The organism is Pedobacter westerhofensis (assembly GCF_900182595.1).
Taxonomy (GTDB): domain Bacteria; phylum Bacteroidota; class Bacteroidia; order Sphingobacteriales; family Sphingobacteriaceae; genus Pedobacter; species Pedobacter westerhofensis.
The window spans coordinates 425,797-438,286 of record NZ_FXTN01000004.1; the positions used below are offsets into that span (position 1 = coordinate 425,797).

The 12,490-nt window shown below is 40.2% G+C and carries 11 protein-coding genes; 5 read left to right on the forward strand and 6 right to left on the reverse strand.

The features are described from left to right. Window positions 1–28: 28 nt before the first annotated feature. From FN831_RS09855 to FN831_RS09870, 4 genes are all read right to left on the reverse strand, one after another. The gene (locus FN831_RS09855; protein WP_142528054.1) at window positions 29–775 is read right to left on the reverse strand and encodes a LytR/AlgR family response regulator transcription factor; all 747 of its coding nucleotides are present in this window, start codon (window positions 773–775) and stop codon (window positions 29–31) included. A gap of 14 nt (window positions 776–789) precedes the next feature. Further along, a complete protein-coding gene (locus FN831_RS09860; protein WP_142528055.1) occupies window positions 790–3,495 on the reverse strand; it encodes a TonB-dependent receptor domain-containing protein in 2,706 nt (901 codons plus the stop codon). A gap of 16 nt (window positions 3,496–3,511) precedes the next feature. Next, entirely contained in the window at window positions 3,512–4,522 is a 1,011-nt protein-coding gene (locus tag FN831_RS09865; RefSeq protein WP_142528056.1) for a FecR family protein, read from the reverse strand. Between the two features lie 103 nt (window positions 4,523–4,625). Beyond that, on the reverse strand, window positions 4,626–5,210 hold the full coding sequence (locus tag FN831_RS09870) for an RNA polymerase sigma factor (protein WP_185960442.1): 585 nt from the start codon (window positions 5,208–5,210) through the stop codon (window positions 4,626–4,628). Between the two features lie 233 nt (window positions 5,211–5,443). Here FN831_RS09870 and FN831_RS27685 point away from each other — a divergent pair, with 233 nt between their 5' ends. The 5 genes from FN831_RS27685 to FN831_RS09890 all read left to right on the forward strand — a co-directional run bounded on the left by FN831_RS27685 (window position 5,444) and on the right by FN831_RS09890 (window position 11,295). Next, the gene (locus FN831_RS27685) at window positions 5,444–5,590 is read left to right on the forward strand and encodes a hypothetical protein (protein ID WP_185960443.1); all 147 of its coding nucleotides are present in this window, start codon (window positions 5,444–5,446) and stop codon (window positions 5,588–5,590) included. 79 nt (window positions 5,591–5,669) lie between these two features. Next, window positions 5,670–7,004 carry a hypothetical protein gene (locus FN831_RS09875; RefSeq protein WP_142528058.1) on the forward strand — a complete coding sequence of 445 codons (1,335 nt, stop codon included), beginning with the start codon at window positions 5,670–5,672 and terminating at the stop codon, window positions 7,002–7,004. A gap of 21 nt (window positions 7,005–7,025) precedes the next feature. Continuing rightward, the gene (locus tag FN831_RS09880) at window positions 7,026–8,333 is read left to right on the forward strand and encodes a hypothetical protein (protein WP_142528059.1); all 1,308 of its coding nucleotides are present in this window, start codon (window positions 7,026–7,028) and stop codon (window positions 8,331–8,333) included. 26 nt (window positions 8,334–8,359) lie between these two features. Beyond that, window positions 8,360–10,567 carry a peptidase domain-containing ABC transporter gene (locus FN831_RS09885; protein ID WP_142528060.1) on the forward strand — a complete coding sequence of 736 codons (2,208 nt, stop codon included), beginning with the start codon at window positions 8,360–8,362 and terminating at the stop codon, window positions 10,565–10,567. A gap of 5 nt (window positions 10,568–10,572) precedes the next feature. Continuing rightward, window positions 10,573–11,295, forward strand: coding sequence for an HlyD family secretion protein (locus FN831_RS09890; protein WP_142528061.1), 723 nt, complete (start codon window positions 10,573–10,575; stop codon window positions 11,293–11,295). Between the two features lie 280 nt (window positions 11,296–11,575). On the opposite strand, the gene FN831_RS09895 is transcribed toward FN831_RS09890, so the two are convergent. Together FN831_RS09895 and FN831_RS09900 are read right to left on the reverse strand one after the other, a co-directional pair. Beyond that, complete coding sequence (locus FN831_RS09895) at window positions 11,576–11,776, reverse strand: hypothetical protein (protein WP_142528062.1); 201 nt, start codon at window positions 11,774–11,776, stop codon at window positions 11,576–11,578. A 4-nt stretch (window positions 11,777–11,780) separates the two neighbouring features. Continuing rightward, window positions 11,781–12,026, reverse strand: coding sequence for a hypothetical protein (locus FN831_RS09900; protein WP_142528063.1), 246 nt, complete (start codon window positions 12,024–12,026; stop codon window positions 11,781–11,783). Window positions 12,027–12,490 lie beyond the last annotated feature (464 nt).

A 12,490-nucleotide genomic window follows, 5' to 3' on the forward strand; every position in this document is an offset into this window, starting at 1 on the left:
TAAACACCCTTAAAAATAAAAAAGAGCCTCAAAATTGCTTATCCCTGCCTGTTTTCACAATGTTAGTTTTGATGTGATCATAAAACGATTCTTTGTATGTTGAACCCAGTAGGAGCACGGTTTTATTTTTAAGCACAACCATGTTTCCGTCAATATGGATGATCTTTGTATGATTAACGATAAAAGATTTATGTATCCTAAGAAAGAGATCCGGGGGTAATTGGGAAATGATTTTTTTAAGGGGCACCTGAACAACGTGAGCTTCCCTGTCTAAATTGAAGGTTACATTATTGTTATTGGATTCTATATAAAATATATCATCAAGCTCTATTTTAAACAGACGGCTAGTGGCAAGCTCCTTGAGATAAATGTACGAAGCATTTGTAGACTGAAGTTTTTGCGGTACTGCTGAAGGTTGAGGCAAAGCATAGATGATTTTGGCAATGCACTGCATAAATTTCAGCTTTGAAACAGGTTTTAGCAAATAATCGACTGCATTATGCTTAAAGGCTTCAAAAGCGTATTCTGTAAACATACTGATATAAACAATTTTGGTAATGTGGGCAATCAGACCGGGAAAATCCACTCCTTCAAAGGCTGGCACATCAATGCCCAGGAAAACGAAATCAGGCATTATCATTTTCACCTGCGCGATACCTTCTTCAGCTTTGGTTTGAAAACCAACCAGTTCAAGAAAGACGATATCATGAATATGTTTTTTCAGGGTATCAATTGATTTGAGATCTTCATCAATAATAAAACATGTTATCTTCATATTCCCTCCAATAATTATTTTAACCTGTCCAATTCAGACTGGTTGCTCAGGTCTTTTTTCGGTGCCGTAGACTTGCTGCCAAATTTGTAATTTAAGCTCAGGTTGAACCGTCGGTTTTCATTTTTATTATAAAAAGTACTGTATAAGTTTCCGGTTTCATTTACCCCTTTTGTGATATAGCTGTAAAAAATATCAGTGATACCCATTTTCAGGGAAGCCTTATTTTTTAATATCGTGTATTTGAAACCTGCATCAACCCTGTATCTCGGGTCTATCCGTCGCGTGAGCACAACGCGTCTGGATTTGAGCAAGCCCAGTACTTCGAAAGACAACCGGGGATTTACCTCAAGGGAATTGAGGAGATTGAGGCTGCAGGCGGCTTGTTTCAGATTGACATAGGTGTCAAGTATAGGTGTTTTGTATTGCTCGTAAAACAGATCACTATTGGCGGTCATATTCCACCATGATGAAATTTCCTTATTGTAACTGATTGATAAGTCAATGGTATAATAATTTTTAAAATTATCTATAGTCTGCCTGGTTGCTCCGCTGCTGTCGGCCAGTGAAGTGAAGTAGTTAAAGTAGTTCTTAGTTTTACTATAGGATAGGCCCAGCGTCAGGTCTTTTTCAAAAAGGTAGCTGAATTCGACAGATTGGGTGGTTTCCGGCTGGAGCAGGGGATTGCCCTGAGTATAAAAGTAGGGAGAGGAATAGTCTATGAAGGGATTTAAGTCTTCGTATCCGGGCCTTCCGATCCTGCGGCTGTAGGAAAAACTGATCTGGTCTTTTCCTATATCCCTTAACAGAAACAGGCTTGGGAAAAACTGGATATAGCTTCTGTTGAACCTTTCCCCGGTGGTTATAGAAGTCCCCTGATAATCAGTTTGCTCTGCTCTGACACCAACCTGGAAGCTCGTATGCTCAGCAAATTTTGTGATGTAGTTAAGGTATGCTGCATTGATATATTCTTTATAATCAAAAGTATTTGTCCGGCCCGGATCGCTTACAGCATATCCCGGAATAACTTCATTCTGGAACAGGATGCTGCTATTGGAATGTGTATATGCTGTTTTAGCCCCGGCCTCGAACTTTGCGTTTTTTGAAAGCGGATAAGTATAATCGACTTTTGCCGTGTAGACCCTGATGTCAATATCCGCAGAGTTTAAAACCTTTTCCTGCGGCCGGTCAGACAGTCCCTGTTTGTTAAAATAACTATTAATATACGTATTTGGATCGGAAGACCGATAGGCAGTATAATCAGCGTTGAATAAGATCAGATGATCATCAGGACCGAAGAGGTGCTTCACACTGAGATTTAGCCCATATGTATGATACGAACCTTTTCCATTGTTCAGGGACGATAAACTGGAGTCGGGGACACCGCTGTTAAAATCCCTGAAGACTGTATTCTCTTTGAAATCCGAACGACTGGTATTATCATTTAAGGTGCCTAGTATCCCTATTGTATTAAAATCATTCAGCGTATAGTCGGCCCCCAGTCGCGCGTTATTGGAAACCGATCTGTTATGTGAGATTTGATTTTGGTTATATTTAAGTAATTCTGGCGCGGTTATCCTTTTATCACTCAGGTATTCTGATTTCTGCAGACTATGCTGAAAACTGTAGTTACTGAACATGTTGAGTTTACCTGCTTTGTAATTCAGCGTAGCACTTTCGCTGAACCGCGGTCGGGTCCCAATAATAAATCCGCTGGTAACCGTCCCGTTAAATCCCGGATTTGTTCCCTTTTTAGTTTTAATATTGATAATTCCTCCTTTGCCTTCCGCATCATACTTAGAAGAAGGATTGCTGATCAGCTCGATTTTATCGATTGAATTTGCTGGCATACTTTGCAAAAGGGAGCTGATTTCGGCTGCCGATAATTTAACCCTTTTATCATCGATCATCACTATGACGCCCTGTTTTCCTTTCATGCTGATCTGGCCATTGTCAATGGAAACGCCGGGAGCAATCTCCAGTAGTTCGTTGACCGAGCCGCTGCTTGCCAGGATGCTGTTTTCGACGTTCATAATTGTGCGGTCTATCTGGCGCTCTATAAATTGCTTCTTTGCAACCACCCGAACCTCATTCAGTTGTTTGCTGGAGGGCGCAAGCTGCAGGGGAGGCAAATGGATACCTGCTGAAGTTAAGCTGAAATTAGTGCTCGAGGTTGTTTGATATCCCATTTGCGAAACCTTTAACCTGTAATTTCCCAGGGCAATGTTTTTAAATGTGTATTTTCCGGTGCTGTCGCACAGCGTATTTTTCACTACTGAAGTATCCTGCGTTTTCAGTAGCTGAACGGAGCTGTATGACAGGGGTTGTTGCCTCTGGTCGTAAATATAACCTGTTACTGTGCCCGTAGCAATACTATCTGTAGTGGCAGCAATCTTTGAAGTGGAGAATATGCCCGTTTTTTTTACTCTGGGATAGATGACATAATTACTGTTTTCTACATGGTAGAAAGAGAGGTCTGAGTCTTTAAAGAAATCTGCGAGTACTTTTTCTATTTTCTGATCCGTTGACTGGGGTACCACATAGCTGGTAGTTTTGCCGGTAAGCAGTCCATCCTGATACATGAAATTGATATGGTATTGATGTGCCAGTCGGTCGATCACTTCTTTTACAGGATGTTCGTTAACAGAAATCTGTGAAGCATAGGACCCTTCAGAAAAATAGATAGAACAGATCATTGTTATAAAAAATGTGATGTATTTCATACAGGTGCAGATCCGCTTATTTTACAATTAACTGTTTGGCAGAATTTTTGGAAAATGTGATATTCAATGCAAGAGAAAGCCCCTTTAATAATCCGGCTTCACTGCTGGTGACAAAAGTCCCGGTAAGCTTCTTACTCAGGATTTCCTGATTCTGAACTATCACCTTATACCCATACATATCTTCAAGCTGTGTAAATACCTCGCTCACAGAAGTCTGGTTAAATTCCAGACGGTTGTTTCTCCAGGCAATCTTCTTTACAGCTATTGTCTTCTTTTTTATGATGGTGTCCTGGTGGGAGAGATATTCAAATACTTCACCAGCTTTCATCAGCACAGCCTTTTTTGCTTTAAGCCCGAGGCTTACCTTACCCCTGATCAGTGCAACATTCACCAGTCCACGTCTGTGGTTCACGTTAAACGTAGTTCCAAGGACTTCGATGGCCAGTTGGCCGGCATGCACCACAAAATGATCTGCTGGCAGCACAGCGCCAGACTGATGCAGATGTTTTACAACAAACAGTGCTTCTCCGGTTATCCATACTTCCCTCTTTTCGCTGCTGCTCCAATTTTTCAGGTAGTGCAGGGTACTGTTGGCATTGAGCTCTACCTGTGAATGGTCAGGAAGCATGATCGTCTTTTTTTCTCCGAAGGCTGTACGAAACTCTACCGTGCTTTTTAAGCGGTAAAAAAAGAATAATGATCCAACCAGAATAACCGCTGCAGCGGCACTGACAATTGTCCGCAATTTAATGACATGCACCTTTTTGTGTTTTGTTATTGCTGCATTTATGCGGCTCCAAAGCTGGTCCTCATCCTGCTGATCAAAGATTCTCTGTTCCAAGGTAATGCCGGATACGACTTTGGCCGCAATTTCCATATTCTGTATCTGTTCAGGATGGCTGAGACGAACCTGTTCCCAATAGGCCGAGAGCTCTGGATTGGGTAACAATACCCAGGTGATGAAAGAAAGATCAGTTATAAAATCTTCGGGTTTGTAATGAGGTAAGTCTGGATTAGGCTTGATCATAGCACTGCATTTTTATTGATTAGCAGTTCTATCCGATTTTTACCCCATGAAGATGAAATTTAATTTATCTTATACATAAGACCCCGATTATCATATGTATAAATTAACAATAGTACAGGTATATAAATCTAAAGTCTTTCAGCGTAAGATTTCTTCGCATGACGGCAATAGCCCTCCCCAATAATTTATAAGTTCCTTTTTTTGTAATATCCATAATATCGGAAATCTCTTCGAAGGAGAGGCCTTCGTAATACCGCAGGTAGATAATCTCGTATTGTTTTACTGATAATTTTTTAAATGAACTTTCCAGCTTTTTTTTGATATCAAGCTGATATTCTTCAGTGATCATTTGGGCTTCTTTGTTGAAAGTGATTTCAAAGAGGGGAAGATCATTCACGGATACGAATTGATGATCAGCGTTTAATAGTTTGAATAGATTAATCCTGAATGATTTAAACAAGTAATTTTTAGTATGATCTGTACTGCTTAAATGTGTTCTTCTTTCCCAAAGGGATACAAACAGATCCTGAATGCATTCCTTAATGAGTTCTCTGTTGCTGCTGAATCTTGTACCATAATTGAAGAGAAGCTTTGAATATGATCTCACAATACTTTCGAAAGCGATGCGGTCACCCTTCCTAAAAGCATCCCAGGTGATCGTATCGGATTTAGTGGCTGCGCTTTTCAAATCGAATATTAAAATTAATACTGTGGATAAGATAACAGGTTAATAACGGTAATATAGTAACTAAAACGGCTTACCAAATATAAGTAAAATTAATTTATTGATTGAACCAAACGTAAACCTGTAAATAGCTTCAGTTCACATGGATAAAATCCACTTTCACCAGATTGAGGCGCAGTTTAATTTTGTTCATAGTATATTCAGTTACAATCTAAAATAAACTTAATTTATTTGTTATGGAAAATTCCAAAGAAAACCAATTTGATCCAAAAGAGTTTTTGGATGCAAAAGTTATTTCTCCTCTGGAGCAGGAAAAACTTTTAGGAGGTACAGCTGAAGCTGTGGAGAAAGAAACTGTGAAAGAACACGTAAAAGAAACCTAAGAGGTAGTCTTTTTGAGAAGCAAGCCAGATGTGAATATCATCTGGCTTGTTCGTTCAAGTTGAATTTAATACCGGGCAAATGGAACTAACAAACAACATTACTACGAGCGACACTGCTCAAACTGCATGGACTAAAGAATGGTGGACAAACTTTTTAGACGCGTCCGATTTTTTTAAGGATTCCATTCTTATTCCGGATGTTATGGATGAAGAAACTGTGGCCAGTTTTAACGACATGACAGGATCGATGTTGAGGGAGATCTTTATAAGGCAGAATACATCCTATGACTTTAGACTGTACCTGAACGGGAAATCGCAGTCGAGGAAATATATGGTTGACAATTTATTTAATTACCCGCCATTGACTACTGAAAGCCTGGCAGAATGGGCATCTCGTACGTTTGCGGATGAGAAATTCGGGCTGATCATTAATTCGGGGGAGAAGTTTTCAAACGAAATGGCAGAGAAGATTGCAGTGTACCTGAATCCGCTACTGGAAGAGGCCGGGCTGCCCCTCAAAGGCATCAATATCACTGTCTTTGTGGGCAATTATGGGTTTACTCCCCTGGGCATACATACGGATCATCCCGGAGAAAATGTGATGCACCTACATCTTGGGCCTGGCGAAAAAACGATGTACAACTGGGAAATGGAAGCCTACAAAGAAATCGCGGGTGATGTATCAAATAATAAAAACATTGCACCTCTTTTGCCTTTTGCGAAAGCCTTCCAGCTAAGAACCGGGGATGTGTATTTTATGCCATGGAACAAGTTCCACATTGGCAATACAGAAGATTTTTCAGTAGGGCTGAGCGTCTGGTACAACAATATGCCACTGAACAGGCTCTTTGAGAATCTGATCAAATCGTTTAAATATCAGTACCTTAAAAAAGATGACACGAATGACAAATCCAATATTGTTGGGCCTTACAAGGCTCCCGATGCGGAGGAAGGTTTTGAACAGATACTCTCTGCCCTGGAAATGGACGATGTGAGATTGAAAACAAGTCTTAAAGATCTCACCAGAGAGGTTTTTGAATCGTACATCCTCTCGTTGTACAGCAACCAGGGCTGGAAATCAAGGCCTATTTCTGTTGAAGATGAACTTGCTTTAAAAGGCCTTAAACTCAATGAATCTACATTTCTTCATTTGAAAGATAAAATTATCCACGCTCCTGAATCCTATAAGATAACCTATAAAATCCTGGAGAGTGGTCAGCTGAGAATTTATGCAAGGGGAACAAAAATTGAAATTAAATATCATCCTGAGCTTGTCGCTATTATACAAAAGCTAAATGAGGGTGGAAGTTATCAGACAGAAGAACTGCTTAAGGAATTAAATAAAGAATGGCCTGAGCAAGCCGGACTTTATATACTTAACCTCTTATTCCTGAACAGAGCAATAGTTTATTAATGAACAATAAAATACTGGAATATGTCAAATGCAGGATTAACAATTGCCAATACCACAGAAAAGTTTCCATTGAATCGTACAGGATGGGAAAGTATTCTTCATCAGACTGATAAATTTTCAATACCGGGAGTACAAACAAATGTATTGGAACAGGAGGACAGAGTTAACTTCAAAAAATGGATTTTTGATGTGGTACGTCACATTTGCCTGAATAAAACAAATGCATATGGTTTTCGCGTATATGTTAACGGCGAAATTGTCAACAAGGATTACCTGATTGAGAAGGTATATCCGCACATACCTGCCGTAGACAGTGATGGATCGGCATGGATTGAGGATGTTTTTCAGGATCAAAAGTTTGGCATTATCCTTAATTACAGCGAAAAGTTCAGTATGTCGATGGCAGACCGCCTTTCCGTCCTGCTCCATCCCCTCCTGGAACATCTTGGTGTTCCTTCCAATGGTATGCATACTACGGTATTTATCGGGAACTATGGCTTTACACCATTAGGTCTTCATCAGGATCATTTTGGTGCCAATGTGATACATTTTCATCTGGGGCCCGGAGATAAAACCATGTACACCTGGGAAGCCGGACTCTTTGAATCTGTGGATGGAAAAAACAAAGTCCTTTCAGAATTGCTCCCCTTAGCCAACGCTTATCATTTTGAGCAGGATGACCTGTTTTTTATGCCCTGGGACCAATATCACATCGGACAGACAGACGATTTGTCTGTAGGGCTTACGGTATGGTTTGATAACCACAGTAACTATGCCCTTGCCGAAAGACTGCTGAAGTCTGTTACTGTGGAACTGACTGATGAAAACCTGCTGGAAATCACTAATCTGCAGCGGGGGATTGCTGATATTGATTATTCTCCTGTAGAAGAGATATTTAAAAACCATTCGACGATTGCTGATTTACCATTCAAGGAACTGCTGCGGGAAGTTTTCACCGATTTTAAGATGGCGCTGTTCAGCAATTGCGGCTGGACTTCCATTCCGGTTACTGTTGAGCAGATTTCAGCGGATTTTAAAGTCGATACAAATTTCAGCATGATGGACGGTGTGCGTGTGCAAGTTCCCAATCCTTACCAGCTTTATTACAGGAGAAGTACCGCAGAAGATATCACCATCTATGCAAGAGGAGCAAAAATCACAATCAAATATCATCCGCTGCTGGAAGATATTATGAACAGGTTAAATACCAACGAAATCTTTGCTTCAGGATCTTTGCTGAAGGAGTTGAATGAGGTATGGCCACCGCAGGCGGGATTGTATTTTCTGGCGTTGTTATATAATAAACGGGCACTTTATATTACTGATTAGCTTCAGTTATCATCTGATTTTATGGAATGAGAAATTTTCCTCACTATTCACAATTTGATTCCATTGACTGCGGGCCCGGCTGCCTGCAAATCATTTCCAAATTTTATGGCAGAGAATATTCCCTAAATCTGTTGCGTAGTTTAAGTAATGTTGGCCGGGAAGGTGTGTCTGTATTGGGCATCTGCCGTGCCGCAGAAAAACTGGGCTTCAACTCAACACCAGTAAAGATCAGCTTTGCAGATTTTGCATCGCGTGTGCAACTTCCCTGTATTGTGCACTGGCAGCAAAACCATTTTCTTGTGGTTTACAAAATCACATCAAAATATGTTTATCTCTCAGATCCGGGTTCTTCAAGGCAGAAAGTTACTGTTGCTGCCTTTCTGAAAAACTGGATCAGTGATGTAGAAGATAATGAGAAAATCGGGATCGTCATCGCTCTGGAAATGCTGCCCGCATTCAAGACCATCAATCTGGAAGATTCAAATATCCCGCAGGCCAATAAAACAGAGGGGCTAAAATATCTTTTCGAACATTTGTTCAGCCATAAAAAAGTGATCATCCAAATAGCCTTCGGGCTATTCTTCAGCACCTTATTTACGCTGATCCTTCCTTTTCTTACCCAGGGTATTATTGATTCCGGGATAAATGAAAAAGATATCAATTTTATATACCTGCTGGTTTTTGGACAAATTGCTATTTATACGGGACAATTGGTAATAGAATTTATTCAAAACTGGCTGCTGATGTATGTTGGTTCAAGGATCAATGTGACAATGGTCTCTGAGTTTTTATCCAAGATTATGGCTATGCCCATCAAATATTTTGACACAAAACTTTCCGGAGACCTGCTGCAGCGGATAGATGACCATAAAAGAATAGAGAAGTTCCTGACGTCCAAAACTCTGGGCCTGATCTTCCAGGTGCTGTTGTTCGCTGCCTTCGTGACTGTACTTGCCTTCTATAATACAAGCGTTTTTGTTTGCTTTATGATTGGGACTTCAGGGTATATTGGATGGGTCTTATTGTTTCATCGTAAAAGGAGGATAGTTGACTTCCAGAAGTTTATTGAGCTGTCGAAGAACCAATCCAAGCAGATTGAAATTATAAACGGGATGCAGGACATTAAACTGCACAACTCAGAGCGGCAGAAAAGATGGGAATGGCAGGAAATACAAGCCAGATTGTTTGATATTAACCTACGCTATCTTTCACTTGAACAATACCAGCGACTGGGTGCAAAATTTATCAACAGCATTAAAAATATCATTATCACGCTAATTGCCACAAAAGCTGTAATTGCGGGCGACATGTCTTTGGGCCAGCTCATCGCGATCCAGTTTATCGTGGGAGAACTTAACTCTCCACTGAGCTCCGCGATAGACTTTATTCAATCCTACCAGGAAGCCAAAATTAGTCTGGACAGAATAGGAGAGATGCAACAACCGCAGTCAGACAGCAGTAGTTTGACAGACCATCTGCTGCGTCCCTTGTCTTCGGGATCCCTGCAGTTAATAAAAGTTAGTTTTACCTATGCCGGAACGCACTATTCAAAAGTATTAAAAGACGTAGACCTGCATATTCCTGAAGGAAAAACGACAGCCATTGTGGGACTGAGCGGCAGCGGCAAAACGACTTTGTTAAAGCTGCTCATGAAATTCTATGAACCCACAGAGGGACAAATCGTAGTGGGCGATATTAACCTTAAATCTGTTAATGAGCAGATTTGGCGGGAGAAATGTGGTTCTGTACTACAGGATGGCTTTGTTTTTTCTGATACGATCGCCAGAAATATCGCTTTAGGAGTAGAGAACATAGATCATCGACAGTTGTTTGAGGCAGCGAAGATTGCCAATATACGGGAGTTCATTGATTCACTTCCACTGGGTTTTAATACTAAAATTGGTCCGGAGGGAATAGGGATAAGTCAGGGCCAGCGCCAGCGTCTGCTCATTGCCCGGGCCGTATATAAAAATCCGGATTATATATTTTTTGATGAAGCTACAAATGCCCTGGACGCGAATAATGAAAAAGTGATCATCAGAAATCTGGATGATTTTTTCAAAGGAAGAACAGTAGTAGTGGTAGCACACCGGCTAAGTACAGTTATCAATGCTGATAAAATTTATGTGCTTGAAAATGGAAGTGTTGTTGAATCTGGTTCGCACCGCGAGCTCATTGATAAATCGGGTGCTTATTTCACGCTGATAAAAAACCAATTGGAACTTGGAAATTAATTGAGATGGAGGATAAGATCAAACTCATAGATGATAAAACAAATATGATCCTCAGCCGGCCACCGGGCTGGGTGTATCGCTGGGGAGTAGCAGTGACTATTACCTCCGTTTGTTTACTTTTATTCCTGTCTTTTGTAATCCCTTACAAGGAAAGCATTACCTGTAAGGTTAAGTTTAGAACTACCCAGCAAATTTTGCCTGTACTGAGTCCTGTAGACGGGTTTGTTGGCGAACACCCATTCTATAAGAACAAAGCAATTAAAGCCAACCAGTTTTTATTTACAATATATGACGTATCAAATAAGGAATACATAGACTTAAAGGCTCCACATTCCGGCTTATTCATGCCTGCAGAGTATAATTTGAGGGGTAAAACGTATGTAAAAAAAAATGACACCTTGTTTTATATTGTACCGCAAATCAAGGACAATAGAGATTTGTACGCCGCTGCTTCGGTCAATGCATTTGAACTTTCAAAATTGAATCCAGGCAATAAAGTCCAACTTAGCATCTCCCAATTCGGAAAAGTCATTGATCTCTTCGGCAGCGTTTCTTTTATCTCACGTATTCCAGATCAGAAAGGCAACTATCCGTTTTTTATTTTGCTGGAAAATAAAGATATCCGGTACCTGAGTGCAGGGAAACTGATTTATTTTAACCAGACCGGCACTGCCGAGGTGACCTACCGCACTGAAAAAATTTTCTATAAGTTGTTTAACTTCCTGTAATGGTTCTTAGGTGGAAGAAAGGTAAACAATTGCTGGCTGTGTATTCAGCGAGGTCATTACAGTATGTGATAACCTGAAGTAGCAATGTGAAATAAAAGTTCCTGAGGAAAGGTCTCACTCTGTGCTCAACACGCTGGATCGATTCCTCAATTGAATTCAGTCCTATAAAAATAAGATGTATTTCATATCCTGCATGACGAAACTCATTTGCAGTTTCCATTGGATTCGAGGAGCTGAAGTTTGTCTCAAATACATAGCTTTTCTGCTCACTGATGGCTTTTCATTTTTCCACTTTAAACACTTGTTCGTCCACTGCATTTAACAACACATCACTACCAATTTCTGGATATTTCTTAGTAAACTCAGTAAGGTGTTTGTCCCCGTCAAAAACAGTATAATCAGATTCCGTAAGTTTGCTAGAGAAAAGACTTTTGCCAGATCCATTTGGTCCTGCAATAATAAAAAGCCTCAAGTTATTCATAGGATCAGACTAGCTCTCTCAGTACACTCTCCTTGGAATTTTCCTGGTTCTGTGAAATAAGGAATTTCTTTCCATTGGGATACTGGTGCATAAAGAAGTTAGGCTGGATACAAAGGTTGTTTCTATATACAATAGGTTTCTGCATATCGACGGTCAATTGAATTACCTCATTTAATGCACTCTTCAGACGTGATTCACGCTCCGATTTGGATAACTCAAATATGAGCCGATGTTTTTTATTGGTGGCCATAATACTGAACTTATAGATGCAAATATACAACAATTACCTTGAATTAAAGTTAATCAGTAGAGCTCTCAGGGCTCTAAATCGTATAATTTTATTGCCTCTGTTTGAAGTGTTAAAAATAGTGAAGTTATTTGGGGAAGGGAATAAATTCTTTCTGTTCAGGTTTTCTAAAATTATGCTAAATTTTATACTCTACCCAAGAATTCCATTTGATCCATTTCAGCTATGGGTGGCCCCACTTGCTTCTGTCGACGGATTTTATGTACGATTTAACCTGTCTAGCGAATCTAAAGGGGAAATTGATGGAGATCGGTTCGCAACTTACCAATGAAAAATTAGTTGATTAGAGTGTTTTAGTCGCATGCGCAGAACATAAGTACATAACCTAAAACCACAAGTTATGAACCTTGGGGGAAGGTTTATCTACGAGGCTTAATGCAAAGTTTGTGGGGAATGTAGAAAGCAAT